Source organism: Vibrio hannami (genome assembly GCF_029589055.1).
Lineage (GTDB): Bacteria > Pseudomonadota > Gammaproteobacteria > Enterobacterales > Vibrionaceae > Vibrio > Vibrio hannami.
Window position 1 is genome coordinate 703,152 of the sequence record NZ_JARQZP010000007.1, and the last position, 19,510, is coordinate 722,661.

The 19,510-nt window shown below is 44.8% G+C and carries 14 protein-coding genes; 3 read left to right on the top strand and 11 right to left on the bottom strand.

The window, feature by feature from the left end:
• Positions 1 to 8: 8 nt before the first annotated feature.
• From P7F88_RS17650 to P7F88_RS17690, 9 genes are all read right to left on the bottom strand, one after another.
• A complete protein-coding gene (locus P7F88_RS17650) occupies positions 9 to 4,295 on the bottom strand; it encodes a hypothetical protein (protein ID WP_277826824.1) in 4,287 nt (1,428 codons plus the stop codon).
• 12 nt (positions 4,296 to 4,307) lie between these two features.
• Entirely contained in the window at positions 4,308 to 5,636 is a 1,329-nt protein-coding gene (locus tag P7F88_RS17655; protein ID WP_277826826.1) for a hypothetical protein, read from the bottom strand.
• Between the two features lie 2 nt (positions 5,637 to 5,638).
• Entirely contained in the window at positions 5,639 to 7,180 is a 1,542-nt protein-coding gene (locus P7F88_RS17660; RefSeq protein WP_277826828.1) for a restriction endonuclease subunit S domain-containing protein, read from the bottom strand.
• Positions 7,180 to 9,168 carry an HsdM family class I SAM-dependent methyltransferase gene (locus P7F88_RS17665; protein ID WP_277826830.1) on the bottom strand — a complete coding sequence of 663 codons (1,989 nt, stop codon included), beginning with the start codon at positions 9,166 to 9,168 and terminating at the stop codon, positions 7,180 to 7,182. The genes P7F88_RS17660 and P7F88_RS17665 overlap by 1 nt, the downstream gene beginning before the upstream one ends.
• A 207-nt stretch (positions 9,169 to 9,375) precedes the next feature.
• The gene (locus tag P7F88_RS17670; RefSeq protein WP_277826832.1) at positions 9,376 to 9,759 is read right to left on the bottom strand and encodes a hypothetical protein; all 384 of its coding nucleotides are present in this window, start codon (positions 9,757 to 9,759) and stop codon (positions 9,376 to 9,378) included.
• Positions 9,760 to 9,767: 8 nt separating this feature from the next.
• On the bottom strand, positions 9,768 to 9,950 hold the full coding sequence (mads1, locus tag P7F88_RS17675) for a methylation-associated defense system helix-turn-helix domain-containing protein MAD1 (protein WP_132699715.1): 183 nt from the start codon (positions 9,948 to 9,950) through the stop codon (positions 9,768 to 9,770).
• 320 nt (positions 9,951 to 10,270) lie between these two features.
• Positions 10,271 to 10,411, bottom strand: coding sequence for a TIGR04141 family sporadically distributed protein (locus P7F88_RS17680; protein ID WP_277829219.1), 141 nt, complete (start codon positions 10,409 to 10,411; stop codon positions 10,271 to 10,273).
• An 82-nt stretch (positions 10,412 to 10,493) separates the two neighbouring features.
• Positions 10,494 to 10,901 carry a hypothetical protein gene (locus tag P7F88_RS17685; protein ID WP_277826834.1) on the bottom strand — a complete coding sequence of 136 codons (408 nt, stop codon included), beginning with the start codon at positions 10,899 to 10,901 and terminating at the stop codon, positions 10,494 to 10,496.
• Between the two features lie 137 nt (positions 10,902 to 11,038).
• Positions 11,039 to 12,685: a UvrD-helicase domain-containing protein gene (locus tag P7F88_RS17690; RefSeq protein ID WP_277826836.1), complete on the bottom strand. Its 1,647-nt coding sequence runs from the start codon at positions 12,683 to 12,685 to the stop codon at positions 11,039 to 11,041.
• A 594-nt stretch (positions 12,686 to 13,279) separates the two neighbouring features.
• Here P7F88_RS17690 and P7F88_RS17695 point away from each other — a divergent pair.
• From P7F88_RS17695 to P7F88_RS17705, 3 genes are read left to right on the top strand one after another with little or no spacing between them, the layout of a single operon-like run.
• The gene (locus P7F88_RS17695; protein WP_277826838.1) at positions 13,280 to 13,834 is read left to right on the top strand and encodes a class I SAM-dependent methyltransferase; all 555 of its coding nucleotides are present in this window, start codon (positions 13,280 to 13,282) and stop codon (positions 13,832 to 13,834) included.
• A 42-nt stretch (positions 13,835 to 13,876) separates the two neighbouring features.
• Entirely contained in the window at positions 13,877 to 14,755 is an 879-nt protein-coding gene (locus P7F88_RS17700; protein ID WP_277826840.1) for a radical SAM protein, read from the top strand.
• A 29-nt stretch (positions 14,756 to 14,784) separates the two neighbouring features.
• On the top strand, positions 14,785 to 15,555 hold the full coding sequence (locus P7F88_RS17705; RefSeq protein ID WP_277826842.1) for a hypothetical protein: 771 nt from the start codon (positions 14,785 to 14,787) through the stop codon (positions 15,553 to 15,555).
• Here P7F88_RS17705 and P7F88_RS17710 read toward each other — a convergent pair.
• Together P7F88_RS17710 and P7F88_RS17715 are read right to left on the bottom strand one after the other, a co-directional pair.
• Positions 15,485 to 18,538, bottom strand: coding sequence for a glycosyltransferase family 2 protein (locus P7F88_RS17710; RefSeq protein ID WP_277826844.1), 3,054 nt, complete (start codon positions 18,536 to 18,538; stop codon positions 15,485 to 15,487). The two genes, P7F88_RS17705 and P7F88_RS17710, sit on opposite strands and share 71 nt — an antisense overlap.
• Positions 18,531 to 19,352 carry a glycosyltransferase family 2 protein gene (locus P7F88_RS17715; RefSeq protein ID WP_277826846.1) on the bottom strand — a complete coding sequence of 274 codons (822 nt, stop codon included), beginning with the start codon at positions 19,350 to 19,352 and terminating at the stop codon, positions 18,531 to 18,533. Before P7F88_RS17715 ends, P7F88_RS17710 begins: the two co-directional genes overlap by 8 nt.
• Positions 19,353 to 19,510: the final 158 nt, after the last annotated feature.

The window sequence follows — 19,510 nt, forward strand, 5'->3', positions numbered from 1 at the left end:
CATGACCTCTACAATACTGAAGCAAAGGTTAAGCGCATTTTAACGATGCCGTTATTGACTAAACCTTGTTGCTGCTTAGGAGTTAACATCGGCTCTTGGTTTTGGCTTAGTGCTTCATAAACCGGCTGCCACTGTGCCAGTGTTAACCCAGTGCCTTGTAAAATCGCTTCACCTTGGCTTTGCCAATCTGATAGGGTTTTATCACACACCATCACAAGCTCACTGACTCCTAACTTGTCCACATCAGCAAGTGTTAACTCAGCAGGTAGTGGTTGTTGCTGCGAAACCAGTAGTGGTTTTAATAGAGGCAACCAACTATTTACCTGAACGATGGCATCGCGTTTTACAGCTGCAAGGTTATTTTCAATATTGTTCAGTCGACCTTGAATAGGCGCAATTTGTCCACGTGCCGATTTCATCAGCTCTTCCGGCAAATCACGTAATCCCACGAACTGACCATTGCGCAAACTGGCTTGCATGCTTTGACGTTTACTTTCCGCATCAACCGGTAAATCAGCAATTGCATCTTCAATCAATTGCAACTTCATTACCAGTTTGGGAAGTTCAGCAATATCATCAGCATATTCATACGCAGCAGTTGCACTACTGAGCAGTTGCTGTAGTTTTTGAGCACGTTGGCTTTGCTCATCTAAGTTATTGATCAGCTTCTCAAAGCGCTCTTTACAATTTCGGTAGCTGGATAAAATATGGCCTTGAATTTCAGCCATCGGTAACTGCTGTTCCGTGTGCAGATTTAAACCGACTTCGGTAGCAAGGGCAGAAAGCTTATCTTGCGCTTTACCTAGATCCAGTTTGCGCAGGTAGTGCAATAAGGTATCGCTGCCCGCTTGCTGTTCCTTTTGGCCCGTTGCACTGCTGGAATCGTCTTTTAATGCACCGTCCAAAATATGACCAACGGTGCGCAATGTATTGGTATACAAACGTTTAGGGAAATGGCTGAGTGTTGCACAATCTGCGTCAACATCATTGATTAGATCTGTGAGCCGATTACTGATGCGATCAGCGCTTCGCTCAACAAACTCAGCAAATAAACAAGCCTGTTCAACTCGCTGGTAAAGCGAGGTGCCTTTGTCTTCCAAATCCAGAATATGCGCATCTTTAAGCGTAGGTTTGCTACTGTTCAATGGCTTAACTTTGGCTACCAAGTCCAACACTTCAGCGCGCTTATTAACCAGCCCTGCTAAAATATGAGCCTCACCCACCTGGGTAAGCTCTTCCAGCTGTTCTTCTTGTTGCTTAAGAGCACTAAAGAGTGCTTGTGCTTTTTCCAGCTGTTCTTTGGCTTCTACCGTGGCGTAACCCAGTTGGTTTTTACCTAGCGGCGCAAAGACTTCATTGATGCGGCCATAGCCATACACGCGGCTCATTACTTCTACGTTGGCTTTGTAACTGTCTTGGTCGTTACCACTGAACCAGTTTTGCGCCTCGGTAATCGCATTCTCTAAACGGGAACGAGGGTAGCTTTCCCACGTTGCTTGTTTTTCGTTTGGATTGGTTAAAGTGAGTAAATTCAGCTCGCCACACCACCACATCCAGTCGTTGAATACACCTTTGGCGGTAATATTGGTTTCAGCAACATAAGCAAAATAGAACTGCTGTTTAAATCGTTCGAACTGCCATTTATGCTGTTTGTTTGGGTGAGCAATACGCGCCAAAAACAGCGGGATTTGTGCTTGGCTGCGCTGTACATTATTTAGCTCTGTAAACAGTCCAGCGTGCTCATCAGCGGTATAGCCCTTCGCCATATAACTGCCTGGCACTTTGAGTTTATCCAGCAAACCGCTGAGCTCATCCACCGGCACACCATGTTGCTGCTGCAAATCCAACACACCGTTAAGTTCTGGGTGTGCGATAGCTAGCTGATACCAACCTTTGAACAACAAATCGCGATCATTTGGCGATAGCTTGCCGTCCACTTTTAGTGGCCATGCAATTAAACCGCGCTTTTGCAAACGCTGGCGCCATTTATGGATTGCCTCGTTGGCAAAAGTACTCAGAGCATGCAGCTTGTTTTTAAATTTAGCCGTGAAACTCTCGGGACTCAAAGACACGCCATGTTGTTGGCAGATCTGCACACTTAAACCAATACGCTCTAACTGGTCCGCCTCACTTGGGTTCACGTAGTGCAGCAGTATCGCATCGCGCAATTCGTTGTTTTCTTCTAGACGAGTATATTGCTCTGTTAAATGCGCAGAGGCGGTGAGTGCCAATACCGGCATACGTCCAGATTTACAGCAGTATTCGGTGGAAAAAGAATGGAGATTCTCCAACTCGTTTAGGTTGCTCACCCATGCAAACAATGCTTTGCCTTCTGGGTGCAACTTAAACCCTTCCAGTGTGAATAGGCCACCTTGGCGGCTTCGCGGTTCGGTTAGAATCGCCAGTGGCGCATCGTCTTGCCCGGCTTTGTTGTCCAACAGGCTCTCGTCATAGCCCCAGTTGTTGTCCAGCAAACGCACAAAGCCAGTTACTCGGGTTAACGCTTTTATGATTGGCTTTTGGCTGCTTTGTTTACTCAGCGCCGCCATCGCCTGCTCGTGACCATCGCCCATGCTTGGTTCTTTAAAGATCAGCGAGTTCTGTTGTGCACTTCGGTAGCGTAAATCCAAACGTAATAACATGGCCACGCTCGGTCCAATGTGGGTCGCTTCGCTGGCATCTAGCTCGGCGGTTTCTCCGACCAACTTGTGCCATAGGGCATCCGCGGCAAATTCAATGGCGGAGTGATCGTACAATAAGCTCAATAAGTACTTAAATTCACCTTTAGACAGCGGCAATAACACTGCACCTTTATCACCACTGGCAGCCTGCTCTTTAATCGAGAACGTACGCAGGTTATCCAGCAAGGTATCTAAACTGAGCGCTTGGTCTACCGCAGGGTAGTACCATTCATCGTTGTCGCGGCGAAATTTAGCTTGCTCTAGCGCTTGGCGACACTGCAAGCGGTCGATGCTCAGTTTTCGATAGTGCGCGGCTATCGGCTCCTGGTCTTCGTTTTTCAGTGCCAAAAGTTCAGTTGCTTGGCTCATCTCAGCCAAACGCGCAGGTAGCTGGCCATAAAGCAAACTGCGGCACTGACCTATTAAGGCTCTATCGCGAGTTTGAATCCCTTCAATGGCGCCTTTATCCAGCACGTGTTTGGCAACACGGCCAGAGCCAGCCAACACCGCTTCAAACAATTCTCCCACATCATCAATAGTGCGGTCAGCTTGTTGATATTGACTGAGTATTGCATCCACATTGGCCATCACCACGTTAAACCAACCGAAGTTCGCACCACTCATGGCATAAGCAGCTTCAACTAAACCCGCTGGGTAATCAAAACACAGTTTGCCATCTTTAAGTAGGCTGGCGACATAATCTGATACATCGGCAAACGCATTATGCTCAAGTTCGACCAATTCAAAGCGGCGCGCCACTGATTGAATTTCACGCAGCTGCTGACCCAAAAGTGGCGAACATAGCGCGACATAACGTAACCAAGGCAGTTTACGGCGTGGGTCTTCTTCTTTAATGGCTTTACCAATTAAGCGAATGGCTTGGCCATCGAGACGTTTATCTTGTTCATCTTCCAAACCAAAGGTGGCGGCTTCGGCCACAGTTTCTAGCTCATCGAGTACGACCAACACATACTGTACACCAAAACGTTTTAGCACCTCGTAGGCCGCTTGCACTAATTCAACCACCAGGGTTTGGTCGGTGTAGAGGTCTTCTTCACTGTGCTGTTTGTCCAGCTGCAGTGCCTCTGCCAATAGTGCAGAAGTAAAGCCAAACGGCATTAGGCGTTCGTAGGCTTGTTTAGCGATTTCACTTTGAATAGAGCCATCAAAGGATTGGGTCGCCAACGGTAATAGCGCCTGATACAAACCAAAAGCAAACCAGTTATCGGAATTTTGATAGTCTGATGCCACTTGCGAATAACGAATATACAGCGCTAAGTATTTATCTTGCGCTTCGGCGTTAAACAACTGCTGATCGTGCAATTGGCCTTGTTCGTCACGTACAAACCACCCTTTGGAGCAGTCATTAATTTGCGCCACCAGCTCATGGCCTAGACGGGATTTACCACGCCCCCATTCCGCCTCAACAGCAAATACATGGGCAAAGCGATCATCGTCATGGTCAACCGTGTGTAAAAAGGTTTGAAAGCGCTTAAAAAAACGGCTTTGACCAACCAATGGATCACGCGGTGGATAGTCCGACACACCCGTCGCCGCCCAGCGGTGTTGCTTGGCTAGCTTATCGACGACGACATCATCTAATTCAAAACTCATCACGAAAATCCTTTAACTGTTTATTCTGTTAGCCGAGCTGGCACTTTTTTTGTTGGCATAGCTGGTTTGCGCCAGTTGCTTAATCGCCTGTTGTAAATGTTGGCTTTTATAGCCAAACAGCGGCGCTAGCGGCAGGCTATAACAGGCATCGCTAAAATCGGGGTGAATACGGTAGTGACCTGGTTCGCCTCGGCCTGCTTCAGTGAACTGCCAGATTTTGTTTGCCAGTAGCTCGGCAATTAATGGGCTAAGTGCACGATTCAATCGCTGAATATCTTCTGAGCTATTAGTTAGCTCGGGGTAAAGCGCGATATTCAACTCGCCAAGCAACTGTTTTAAAAACTCGGCCAAACTGTCTAGGCTGACTTCATCACCATCAATGCCTTGCACCGCCACGTTCACTTGGCTTGGGGCAAAGGCATTTTGTCCGGCTGGCTGCGTCAGTAATAAACCGCCGCGCTGCTCAGCGGCCCACGCATCTTGCACAAAGCTCACAAGGCTTAATAAAAACCACCAAGGCTGGTGGGCGAAGCACTCAATGAGCTTCGCCTCATCATTGACAGGACGAAACACCAACAACCAATCACCATTGGGTTTGATTGGTTGCTTAAAGCTGTATTCGCTAAGCAAAGCGTCTGGCAGTGCCAGCAAACGACCTCGGCACCAGTTGTTGGCGAGCTGTTTTGCGCTAGTATCTACCGGTTGGATAGGCGTTAAGGCTTCGGTTTGCTCACTTAAAGTGTGTAACTTAAAACAGGCACGTAATATGCGGCATAACGCCGGTATAGCGGCGTTATCGTTTATGCTGTGGCCGAGTAAGTCACACTCTAGTTGCGCCAAGGGTCCCGCCGCAATTTGTGGCGCAGCCCCTGTGGTAACACTCGTGTTTTCCAGCTGCGTGAACACCCATTCACTGGCATTGCCCAATTGTTGGATAAGTTTAACCAGTACCAGTGGATCACTCATGGCCCCCGCTTCACGGCATCGGGCAGCGGCTAAGTTGATCCAATGCGTGCGCACTTCTGGGTTTAAACCGAGCAGCGCCAATCGCCATTCGCCTAATTGGCTGAGTTCGCTGTAAGCATTCAGCAATGGTGCGCTTAGGCAATAGGCATTGCTTTTTCCCTCTAAATCGCTTTCTGCAACTCTTTCCACAGCATCAGCAATCGGCTGTAATAAGTTTTTAAGCGCAGGAATGGCAATCAACAACGGTGAAGCTTTATTAGCTGCTAAGCCGCCGCTGTACCAAAGCTTGCTAAGTAATTGGCAACTGCTTTGGGCTACATCTTGAGATAACACGCTACTGACTTGCGCGTTACTATCCATATTGCTCGCCACCATAGTTACTCCTCAGTCTCAGCTTGGGCGGCGCTTTCCAGCAAGCGGTACAACTCATCAATATCACAAAATAGCGGTTTGGCACCGTCAGTGGCGTAACCTTCACTGCTAAGTTTGCTTAAAATGGCTTGGTCTAAGTCATTATCACCATCTTCCAAGGCTTGCTGAGCTTGGATTAGCTGGTGTTCGGTGAGTTGACCTTCGATCAGGGCTTCGACGAGGGTTTTGGCGCTTGTAGTTAGATTCGTTGCAAAAGCCTCTAATTCAACCGACTGCCTAGATAAACGAGCAACGAAATCCCAGTCATCAGGAGTTTCGGGAACTGGTATAGTTTCAATGTCATCTTCAGAAATTACAGGATATGTCGTCCACGTACATCGTTGGAGTAGAAGTAATTTTCCAGTATCATGCCTCAAAAACTCTTTGAGCCAATACCCGAAGTTTTTATCCTTAGGCTTCAGCCTAGCAAGGAATACAGAATAAAAAGTTGTGCTTGAAGACTCTTCAATAACTGCAATTGCCCCTCTGTTGGGTCTTCGCGTAGAAACAGCCACATCACCATCATCAAATACTCTTTGCGCATTGTTAGGAGCCTCTCCATATTTATAGAAGCTCCCAGAACCAAAAGCCCCTTTGCCTACATCAAGATCACCTATTTCTTTATAAACGCAGTCAGCTGATGGTTTTATTTTCGCTCTCACTGTTGGGGCTAAGCGACCAAGTGTGGTCAACCTTCCAAAGCGACTAATTAACCCTTTTTCGACTTGTGTGTAATAATCAGAGTAGTATTCGGCATTTAATCGAGGCACTAAAATATCAACGGATACTCTTGTATGGTGATGCTCCGGCCTTTCAAGGCTAATGCCGTCGAACAAACCATCAAAGTAGTCTTGAATCATTCTCCTATGGTGCTTCGCCCAAGCGCGCAATTGCTCGGCTTGGCGAACTTTATCCCCAATGTATTTTTGGGCAATTGGCGAAACTTTTGGAACTACAAGCGAGCGAACGCTGGGGAAGTCAATTGCTGGTCGAGTAGCTCCATATGCCTCCCTCCAGATTGTAATCTGACCCGTTTTTCCATTTAAAAAAGCAACTAAGAAATGAGCATCAATCTTTTTCGAGTCAGGTTTGAATCTAACTGAATGTTGACTAATATTCCCGGGTAAATGCTTCGAAGAAACAACGGCAGATTTGCCGAACTTTGCGCCAGTAATTGTTAGCAAAACATCACCATCAACCAATCGACTGCGCTTTAATTTTTCATCATCGTCATCGCTAATAAATACGGCATCTTCCGCTTGTAGGAACATTTCTTCAACTTCAGAGGTACGATAGAACTTTACTCGACCATTCTCTAAATAGTTGGCTCCTAACGGGGTAGCTCCACCAGCCACACCTCTCTTTGCTTCAATAATCTCGTCCAGGGATAAAGCACCTAAGTTCTTCTCAATTTTACCAATTTGTTTTTCAAAATTAGGCTGATAGTGCCAAGGATCAATCCGCCTTTCACTTAATTGTGCTGGCGCTCTCTTAAAAATTGTAGCCATCACTCACCTCGCTTATAAGCCGAGACAATCTTATCCAGATCGTTCTCCACACCAGCGTTGTAGTCTTCGATATTGTTTTTCACCACATAACCCAAGGTTTCGGCCACCGCCATAAACACCTCGCTTTGTGGCTCGGGCAAAAACTGCTCGGGTTGGTCTGGGTTAGCGTGGCGTTTTTGCAAATACAAAATCGAGGTTTTTGCGCCTGTACCTGAGAGCTTAAAGCAGTCGCTTGGTAGAGAAATTACTGCTTTAACGATAGCTTTACCGCCAACAAACTCGCCAGTTTGTTCATCTTTTTTGCCCATAATGTACTCGCGCACATAACGGTCGCCAGAGTTACACAAAATGCCATCGGGCAAGACAATCATTAAACGGCCACCAGGCTTAAGCAGCTGCAGGCAGCGGTCAATAAACAGCACAGCGGGATCAATGGTGGCACCGACTTGCTTCCAGTTACCTTTTTTATCAGGTTTACTACCTAAGGCTAAACCTTCAGTCGAAGGTGACAAACTATAAATCGGGTTGGCATCTGTACCACCAGTATTACGTAAGTCGGTGCGGTAACCAGCCCATCTTGGATTGCCATTAGCATCTAGTTCTAGATCACCTGTATCCTGCCATTTCATTTTTAAGTGATCGTAATAGGGGTTGTAACTATCGACCACTTTTTCGGCTGGGCGGAAACCACCGAGGACTTGCTCCATATTGGCTTCGTAGTTCTTTTTCGACTCTTGGCCTTTTTTGTCTTTACCAAACTTAGGGGTACCAAATGGTGGGTTGGTACAAATAAGGTCAAAGCTATTTGGCTTCAGCGCTTGAGTCGTGAGCGAGTTATCGGTATAGAAAATTTGTGCTTTGGGTGCTCCTTGCAACGCCATATTGACACGAGCCAGCATCACCATCCGAGGTGCAGCATCTGCACCAGTAAAGGCACTGTCGCGAAGCTGTCGTTTAAGCTCTTGTTTTTTGTCGTCGGCCAAGACCAGCTTAAAGTCGATCCATTTATCAATCTGACTCAGTGCCACCGAGCCAAAACCAAAGGAGCCACAGGTCGGATCGCAAAAACGAAAATCGCCATTTGCCAGTCGTGAGCGCATTTCATCGTCATCGTCGATGTCATGCATCGCGATTTCGAGCATGGCTTGTTTCACTGGGTTTGGTGTGAGGTATACGCCAAGGCCACCTTTAGATTCAAAGTTGGCGCGCAGGAATACATCAAAGACACGACCAAGCAAATCACCTGACACATCGCCCAAGGTGCCTTGCTCTTTCACGGTTTTGCCATCGTTGGTTTTAACTGGCCCAAGGTTTTGCATAGCTTCAAGCAAATCTTGATAGTTTTTAGCCACCGATAAGCGCAGGTGTGATTCCGGTGGGAAGATGGCATTGCGCGAGCCATCATCCGAAATCACCACATAGTCTTGATGGCTTTTAAAGGCTTCAAAGGCGCCTTTAATTTGGGCAACGGCCTTATCACCGTATTTTTCCACGTATTGCCAGTCGAACACATCACGGAAACGTAAAGTACTTCCTTCGCTATCTTTAAAGGTAAGGTCTTCATCGTGGTGCACGCGGAAGCTCTCCAGAAATAGCAATTTAGCCACTTCTTCGATGATGTCGTTTTTGTCGTTCACCTTATCTTTGGTAACACGATAGACATTTTCATGGAAAGCATCAAAACGCTGCATCAAACGGGTGTAAACGCGCATGGACCAACGAAACGTAGGATCGCGCTCTAGGCGGTCAAAATTACGCAGCTCTTCAAGTGTTGGGAGTGCATCAACGCCATGAGTACCGTCTGAACCATCTGCACCGAAAAGGGCAAGGATACGATGGTTGCTACCGTCTGCCACGACGGCAAATACAGGCCAGTCGCCTTCTATATCACTTAACAACTGATACGCTAAATCATCAAACTTTGCAGTATCAGCAGCATATTCCCAATGACCTTCAAGCAGGGAAACCAGCATGACAGGTGGCGTCAAGTTACCCTCGACCAAACCTTGAATAAGGCCCGCTTTAGCGAAATCATGATTCGGCAGTTCTACTAATGGTTGAGTGAACTCGATATGCTGCGCCACCAGCTTTTGAAATTGCTCTTCGAGCAGAATGGTTGGGTCTATCTTTTTTGTTTAGCCATGATGTCTTCTTAAAATCTATTCACTAATGATCATTTGAGATGTATGCAGCGATTAATTATCGAGGACCAAAAATGGTCCCTTTACCTGAAGCTGGCTGTGCTGCTGTACCAATTTGCGAATTTGTTGTTCTGAGGTCACTACCCCGGCTGGAAGCTTTTTCAACACTTGCGCCAAAGGTATCCTCCCACCTGCTTTCTGCAACAACTCAATAAGGTGCGAAGAAATATCCGGTGTGACGTTGTAATCTGCGCCTGGATAATTAATCTCGTTGTCGACTCGCAATGAAGCAAGCCACAGCCTAACTTGAGCTTGACTGAAGTTTAGTGCGCGCCATAGTTCTTGCTGCTCATCAAAGATAACTTCAGCCGTTTTCGGCTCCGCTCTTAACTGTACTAACAGCTGGCTTAGCTTTGCCTTCTGAATCTCTTGGTCCACTGAGAGCCTCACCGATCAGTTTGTTGGATTTGCGTATTAATCCATGCATCTAAGTCTTCACGCTTGAAGCGCCAAGAACCACCGACTTTAAAGCCCGGTAGCTTGCCTTCGCTTGCTAATCTATATGCTGTTTTTTCGGCCAACTTTAGGTAAGCAGCCACCTCTTTCAAGGTTAAAATTTGGTCTACCATTCAGAGTGTTATCTCATGTTGGTTTTGTTCATCAGAATTGATAGTGAGAGAATATGGGAAAATTGGGGAATGAACAATCATTAAACTCGTATAGTTTGTCGGTCTGGTTACTTGATACACGAATCTGTGATTTCAAGTTGGTAGCTGGGTTATATATACGCATAAATTGATAATATGTATCAATGTCTGGTTGATTCAGGTTCGTCTTTCTTTATTCGGTTTGCATTTTTTCTTTAGTAAAAGCATAGGGTCTACATCGATCTGAGCCAAGGAAACCTGCTAATCTAACGCAACAAGTGTTTTTAAGGCGTTTTTTAAGGTCACCTTCGAGAAAAAAGGTGGCTCAGCGTACTTGAACTTCGATACAATTTCACGTGAACAAACTCGTTCCCATTTCTTATAAGATCGCAGTGTTCCAGCTTATCGTAAGGACCACCGATCTTTATGTTCTTCTTATCCATTAGGCAGAAGGAGCTATCACTCTCCACTACAAAAAACAACAAGGACAGGCACCTCAAACATACCTACTGTATTTCGAATATCTCAGTCGTGTGGTGTATTACCTTGATAGAGGATGTCTTCATCTGCGATAGGTCTTCCTTTGGCTGTCAACACTCGGGTTCTGTTGAACCAAACCTCTTCAGGAGTCATTCTGTGCCAAATAACAATATCTTCATCACATCGGTGTGCGTCCCAAAAACTACACTTGAAAGGTCCTAATATGACCTTTTCTTCATTCGAGGGAGTGCTGAAATAGGTAGGCTCCCCAATTTCATGAGCTAAGCATACGAAGGGGCCTATATAATCAGGTAAATCAAGGTCAAGGTTATCGAGTAACTTTCCGCATGAAGCAGGAGATTCAGTCCGGATGACGAACCCCAATGCTTCCTCTTCATACTTCTCGTCTATATCGAACTCTTTGGCACACATATATGCGATATATAGTTTCATTGAATGCTCCTTATTATTTGTTTAGCTCTTAGCCCCATTTTGAAACCAATGTTAACGTATGTTTAACCCCAATCCAGTTGAGTTAAACTACGATTAGTAAGGATTTACACTGCAATGTAGTATGGGTGCCCGCTTTATCAGTGACTGTCCTTGGTGATGTTGATTGTGCTATTGCAACTCCGCTGAGCTCCTTTCCGGTAGTTCGTGCAGCCCCAGAATGTGCCATATCTACCTTGTCGTAGTTTCATTTCACCACCGCATTTTTTGCATAGCGGACGGATATCTCCACATTCTTCATTAATGCATACCTGATAGCCTGGTTGGATGGTACTACTCATCGTGCTACCACATTGATCACAAGGGCGCTCTTTGTGCTTGCACCTTGGGAAATGAGAACAAGATAAAAAGTGTCCATATGGCCCTCGACGCTCTTTGAGTATTCCCGCTTTACATTTACTGCACGAGATCTGTTCAAACAGCTTTTGAACATAAGTAATTTCACCAAACTCACCAGTTTCTATCGGATATTTGTCTCGCAGTAGCTCTATCACAAACTCACTGGCGTCGGTCATGTCTGCTAACAGGTAAGCCCTGTGTTTCGCACGAGTAATAGCTACGTAAAACAGACGTCTTTCTTCGGCAAACTCAAAATTATCGCCTTGAGGGAGTAGGGCATCAACCAGTGGGGGAGTGACTTTTTGTGAAGGAAAACCGTTCTTTCCTGTTATTAAGCCAGTTACGACGACATAATCTGCTTCTTTGCCTTTAGATGCGTGAAATGACAGTGTTTTGATATCAAGCGTAGGATATCGAGCGCTCAGCTTTTGCAACTCGAACCTGTCGGGTAGTTGAAACCAGAATCTAGCCAGCAAATACACTGTATTCTGTTTTGATTTCCCGGATACCTTGACTCTGCTCACAATAGCATTAAGCGCTTTGTCTAATGGTGTACTTCCAGGTTCGTTCTTGCCTTGCCTTAAAATCGACACTGCGGGCTTGTGTACCTTGACCAGAGATTGGATGTTCTTCTTAAGTTGTACCGGGTTTCGAGTAACAAATTTAGTAGCGACATCGCCTATCGAGCTATTAAATCGAAATGTCATATCGAGTGCAGTGGTAGAAGTGGGACCAAAATAATCGGTAAAATTGGTCGTTAGTTGAACGTCCGCACCACTAAATCGATAAATTGCCTGCCAGTCGTCACCAACACAAAAGAGAGAGGAGCCGGGGAGCGAGTCTCGAAGCGCTTTTACTAATCTCGCTCTTGGCTCTGATATATCCTGAAATTCATCAACCAGTAGGTACTTCCATGGAGAGATAAACTGGCCAGTTTGAACATATTGAAGGGCCTTACCGATCATGTCATTAAAATCAATGACACCTTGATCTTGAAGGTATCGTTCATAACGGTAATACAGTGGATAAAGTAACCCTAAAGCTTTTTCAGTTTGTTTAGGGTCTGGTGAGTTTTGAATGATATTGTCTACACGAGTACTATCCAGGCACGCTGCTTTATACATATCAACTAAAGCACCAAAAATCTTCGCAAGTTCGGTAACTTGTCCCAGATCTTTTAAGCTAGAAAGCATTTCTTCATCAGGTATAGGATTTAGCTGCACATCGTTGGCAAATAACTGATCTTGTAAAGAGTCTGTCAGTTGACCATTTCTATGCTGAAAATAAAACAGTTCGATATAACCAGTTTCGTGCTGCTTATGTACTTCTCGCTTCCACTCCATCGATTGCCAAACAGACGAGCCAAAAAGTTTGTATTGAAATGCCACTGCAGCATGTATGCCTTACTTAGTCAGAATGAAGAGACTTCACGATAGAAGTCTTGTTGCTTATGGAAGTGTAGGCATTAATCAACAAATTTCGGTGATTCGAATCGCAACTTTAGCGATAAAGTAAATATATAAATTCGTCTTATAATTCATCTGAATGTGCAGCTGGTTATGCAGTAAAACACTGAATTTATATGTCTGGTGTTTAGCCCGAATACTACTGGTTTTTTCTAGTCATCGGATAGAAGAACTGTTCCATTGTCATCAAAAGAGATAAATTTTCGGTCAAACACTTTACCTAGGTTAGCCAGCAGCCTATGCGACAATTGGTGCCAAGGAACTACTGAAGGCATACCTGAAAACTTTATGTATTAAGTAATTGAAGCGTTTAGAAGCTTATTACCTTGATTGTTAAAAGATTAGAAGGACTAAGAACAAGAAAGCAATTACAATGCACATTGTTTAGCGAGCTATCAACTCATTTTTAAGTACAAAGAAATGCCTAATATCATTTTAACATCAGGCTTACGTTCCGCGTTTATAAACCTAAAGCGAGAATTCATTTTTGCACTTCGGCACTATACAGGTGTTCGAATGGCAAAAGAGTACCAAAATCAGATGCAACTTAAGCTTAATATCGGATGTGGGAAAAAGCCGAAACTAGGGTGGGTCAATATTGACCTTAAACCTTCGGCAGACTTGACCCTGGATGCACGTGAGCCTCTCCCTTTTTCTGATAACTCATGTAGTGCTATTTATTCAGAGCACTTTTTAGAGCATCTTGAGTACCCTAAACAGACATATTTTTTTCTTAAAGAGTGCTTTCGCGTTTTAGAGCCAGGAGGAGAGTTTAGTGTCGCGGTACCTGATACTGAATGGCCTATCGCTGAATACCTTGGTACCCGAAATGATGGTTATTTTGACATTGCGAAGAAGCAGTGGCACCCCGAATGGTGCGTAACTCGGATGGAGCATATTAATCAGCATTTTCGAGAGTATCATGACCACAAGTTTGCCTACGATTTTGAGACATTGGAGCATGTTCTTTATAAAGCTGGGTTTTCAGTCGTTCGCCAGCGCGAATACGATCCGCAATTGGATTGTCCCGTGAGGCGGACAGGTACACTATACGCTAGAGCATCAAAGTAATTCCTAAATCAATTAAAACAAAAAGTTAAAGGGGAGTTGGTAGTGTTAAGTACCAATAAAGAGCCGTTTACCTATTCACATGATTACCCAAAAAGATGGTTTCGTTTAGCCAAGTTGTGGTTTCACCTAAAGGCATTGTGGCGATGGTTTCGTGTTCAAAAGCCAGTAACTAGACTGATGGGGTATCAGTATCAGGTTGCCGATGACCTGATAGAAATAGATATAACTTATCAATGTAACTTGAAGTGCAATAACTGTAACCGCTCATCAGCTCAAGCTCCGGATAAAACTCATATCGGGTTGGACTATATATCTCAGTTTGTTGAAGATAGTCTGAGCGAGGGTCGGCGTTGGAGGAAAATCCGCGTTTTAGGTGGAGAGCCAACATTACACCCCCAGCTAAGTGAAATTCTAGCTGAGTTATACCGGCTCAAACAGACTCAGCCTGACTTATCCATTCAGTTAGTGACTAATGGGTATGGCCGCCGCGTAAATAAGGTGTTATCAGAGCTTCCAAGATGGTTGTATATCGAAAATTCAACTAAAACAGACTCAGTTCAACCAGATTTTGGCCCTTTTAACTTGGCACCGGTTGATAGCTGGTATCACAGATTTAGTGATTTTTCTAATGGCTGTGATATTGCGCGTACTTGTGGCTTGGGTCTTACCCCTCGAGGTTATTATCCTTGCGCGGTTGCTGGAGGTATCGATCGAGTCTTAAACCAAAAAAATGGTCGGCAGCGCATACCTGCATGTGATGATGAGATGCGTGACCTCATGAAAAATGCTTGTGGGTTATGTGGCCGATTTCGAGATGGGCATTACGTACCACCTAAATTACGTCCTAAAATATTAGAGCAATATACTTCAAACACATGGGCAAAGATTTATCAGGAGTGGGAGTCTGATAGAAATCAGTAGTGCTATTTCGGTATGAATGAGGGGTTTAAGTGGACATATGGCATATTGTCGGCAATGGTCCGGGTGAACAGGTAGTCGGAGAAAATGAAAGAGTTATCAGGTTTAATCAGCCTTTAACCCTTAATGCAGGTACGAACCTGACCATTACTAATAGTAAGGTGGCGGGCCTTAAGAACGGTTTTCTTGTTCAAGGCGAACTACCAGATGAACAGTTTATTGAAAGATTAGAAATTAACAGCAAGAAGTTAGAGCCCCTGCTTGGGTGCAAGCCTTCACTGGGTATACTCACCATTAAGACGATGCTTGAATACGACGTCGTGGTAAATGTTAGTTGTATGGCTTTGTTGCCCTCATTGGAAAGACCAAAAGGATACCCTGAGAACAAAGCAATACCAGCGGCTTATCACAACTGGTTGGCAGAGAGACAGCTTGCGTTACTTTGGATAGACAAGCTCTGTTGGCCAGAATTTCTATTGCAGGCCCCGGTTCAAAATGGGGCTAGTACAACTATCACAATGGACTGTTTTCACCTGCTGAAACAACTGCCAAGTTTATCTCGAAAAGAAGCGAGTCAACTGTGGGAAAAGCTATCTAAGGTTAGCTATCACACGTGGCTCGAGCAGGCCGATGGCTTCAGTCTAAAGACTGTCGAACCATTGTTCTACATTCCAAGAGACAGGCATATTTCTCCAAACTGGTGGATGTATGACAACCAAGTGTCTGTCCATGTCAATCACCTTCAAAAGATTCTGGCTCTCGTTCAACAAGCTTATATTTTCTCGAAGAGAGTGAAGGCATAGATAGCAACTCCTTAATTAACTTGTCTTCTCGCTTTCTGTCGTCCGGACCAAAGTTTTTTCGTAGGTGCCAGTATGTGTAACCGGAGTCCAAGTAAACAGGATTCTTAGCCAGTTCGGCCATAGGCAACATGGTTAAATAGTCGGTAACCGTGTCAAACCAGTCAGAGCTGTCCGCACGTTTAAAATAATCCTCGGGAACTAGCTCGAAGAGCCCTTTGGTAAATACTCGTAAGTGGCTCCATACATTTGCGCCGGCAGCTGCCCTTGGATTTCTATAATCGGGACCGTATAAGTTTATTGGTTTGTTTGGACGGAACATTGGCATCTGAATTAGATCTGCGCCTTGTTGTTTGGCAGTAAGCAAAGCGTCCACGACACTGGTTTGCATTAAGCAGTCGTCTTGGTCTAAAACGGCTACTAAGGTGTTAGGATCTTGGCAGATTTCTTTTATTGCCAATAAGAAGTTTGGCATCCTGCCGGTGTTAACACCGCGCCTCACCAAAGTTGTTTTAGCCAGAAGTTCACCGAGTAACATTGGATAACACCAGTTGTGAACTGCACCACTAGCGTCGTCAATGACAATAACACCAAAGTTTTGGTTTGTTTGGCTTCGTAATGAGTCCAGGCAACGTTTAAGCAGGGCGTGCTCGGTAAACCTGCCTTTAAGCAGGAAGACAATCGCTTCATGCCTTGGCTCATATTTCCAGTGTCTGCCAGGAACCCAATCAAACTTCTCATGCTGCTCTACAGGCTCGACTCCTTGCGCAATCAAATCTCTTGCTATTGAAAGTTCGGGTAGGTGCTTATGCTCATTGCGTGGGTGGACATAATAACTCTGTGGATCTCCACCACGCACCGCACGCAGCCCCCGGAGTTTCATTGCTGCCTGCAGCGCTCGATGCCAGGTTAAAGTGAGCTTGTTTCCTGATAGGGGGTTATCTATCGGTAGTTGATGGTATATTCGGTCAAGATCCAGAAGGCCAAAACGAACCTCAGGCGCATATTCACCCGGTACACCATGGTAGGGATTAAAGTCAGAACTGCTTTTGGGAATATTGTATCCAACCGCTAACACATCTTCCGGTTCACAGGCGTAAATCATATCTGCGATATAGTCATGTTGCCAATTGCGCCGACCGACTAACACGTCCAAATCACACTGCAACACGTAAGAGGTTGTAACTTGGTCGAACCCCCAAACCTGAGGGAAAAGAGGAGCGTTTTTCGGTGTGTGTGTCTCTGTGCAATCTGCTTGGGCAAACCATTTTTTATAGGTTGCTATTATGGTTTTTGAATCTGAAGGAGCAATTAGTATTGTGTCGATAAGTCCTTGATTTTTTAGCTTGTCTGCCTGTTCAATAACGGAGGCCAGATTTGCCTCTGCATACTGACGTAGAAACTCTCCCCTATAAGGATCAATGAGAAGTATTATCTCGTAAAAAGTAACCGGATAGCTAAGTTGAGTAACGATATGTGTCACTTGGTCAGTGAGTACATTAGCATCTTGTCCGCAGACTTTTATCATTAGGGTCACAGAACCACTCTTAAATGATGCAACGGGAATAGGATTATTATTTGGTTCAACACACTGAGGGTGAAGCTGGGCCATTAGCTCGCTGTAGAACTGCTCAAACCCTGGAAGAGCTTTTAGTGCATCGTCTTGTCTGCGCCAACTTTTTCTACGTACTAATTCCTCGTCGTTATTGCCCAAAATACCAATAGAATAGAGACGAGCGCACATGTCACGAAAGTACGAAGAGGTTAGGGGCTTTATATCATTACCAATATCAATGTAGTGCAGCTCTCCATCCGCAGTAATTATTAGGTTGTCTCTTTTGATATTGAGTGTGGCTATACGGGCTTGATACAGCTTTGTTAGATATCGAACTATCGCCTGTTTTGTGATTTTTTCTCCAGGTATAGTACTGCTCTTGTAGTCTGTGTGGTACTGCCATAATCCATCCCGTTTTCTCCATGTTACCTGAGGGATAGGAACATCTTTACCGGCTAGCAAAGATCTAAGGCTTTGTACTTCAGTATTGGAAATCGCCCATGGGTAGAACTCTTTATTGACCTGGTTGTGCTGTAACCATACGGCACCTTCCATACCTACTCCAAGCAGCTGTCGTTTGGTTGAAAGTAGGGTGCTCCACGTTCTGGCAACATATGCCAACCTGTTCCTCTGATTTTGCCAAGTCTTGTTGGACTTGTTTAGCTGGGTGTCTTCTCCATCCAAAGAGTAGATGGAGTAGATAGGGTAGGGGCAAATCACTATATCCGATGGGAATAGCATCAATAATCTCGTTACCAGCCAGTGGTCTTCTGCGCTTCTGATATTAGGGTACCTAAGGCCCAGCTTTGTTCTTAGCAGCAAATTGCACGATGGGATCTCTCGCAGTTGCTTACCGGATGCAAAATTCTCAATAAGCCCTGCGAGATTTAAATGGTCCGTCAACTCCTTAGGATCTGCGATGTTGTCATTAGGTAGAAATGCTCCATATTTTCGTAACTTATTGCTTCCAATCGCTGCTTTTTTCTCTGTTCCGCAAACAGAGTTCCAAAGTCCTTCTAGGCTATTCGTTGCGAATAGCTCATCATCAGCATCTAGTCGAGCAATCCACTGCAAATTCGGTTGTGTATCTGCCCAATCTAGCAGAAGGTTACGAGCTCTGGCTGGAGAGCCGCATTCAGCACTTAGAAGGGAAACAGAAGGATGATGGAGTAAAGCTTCTGTTTCTGATGACCATGTGATGTCTGAGCAATCGTCTAACACAACTATACGCGCAATCTGTTCTTGTATTAGAGTTTGGTTTAACGCACTTTTCAGTGCTTTGTTTAGGGCTTGGATTTGATTTTTGTGAGCGATTGCTACCACCAGCTCTGCTTTTTGGTACTCGATTGCACAGGTATGAATGAGCTGCAAGTTGCGGTCGCAGAGTATCTCAGTATATTTGCTTGGTGCCCGTGTTTTGAAATTAGTCATTGTCGCTCTCCATTTGTTCTAATTCGCTAAAAATCTCTTCTTTGGAAAGAGAAAAAAGCTCACGTGCACGTTGGAAATAGACATTCATTTCGTGTTCAGACATCTTGTTTCCGTGCAGTTGTAGAAACTGAGCACATCCTCTGAGTTTTTGTTTAGAGCCTGGCGCTGACAATGCATCTGGTGACTGATTACAAATCCAGTCAACGGTCGCCCTATTAGTATAGCAGATATTTGCTATTCCTGACTCCAAAGCTCTGATAGCAAAGTCTCGGTCATTCCCACTGATTAAACCATCCGTGAAGCCGCCAATATTGGTAGCGAGTTCAGACTTTATAAAGGTGTTTGAACCTTGCCAACCAGGGTTACCTATCAAGAAATCTCTAGCTGAAATATCGGTGGGGATATTAGTGGCAACGGTTTTTTGGTTAATGTTTACATTGATACCGGATAAGACGATATCGGCTTTACCGGAGTTGCTATTGGCTATGCAAGACGACAAATGCTCCGGGTGCCACATGTCATCATCATCAATTATGGCAATGTAGCTATTCGGAAAGTGTTCGGAGATATAGTTAATACCGGTATTCCAACTCCCGGCGGCACCAGAAAAGCGTAAATTATTCAATGTGAAAAAGGGAATGCCTTTAAGTTCCGATTGCAGTTGTGCTTTTTCTTTTCGATTCAGCAGACGAGTGTCTGAAACAAGAACGACAGCTGCTGGTGTGTGAGTTTGGTTAACGATAGAAGGCAATGCATTTTCAAGTAGAAGAGGCAGCCTGGGTGTGGTCGCTATCAGTACTATGACGTTGTTCATATTTGTTTTTCTTGTTCTTAATCGGAACAATAATATGCCAATATGCACTGCCTGTAAATTACTGATGAATATAGATATTTGTGTTTAGATTGATAGTGTTAGCTAGAAGCTATTGGTAATAGTGTTCCTTTATAATTACTTAAATCTCACCGACAGAA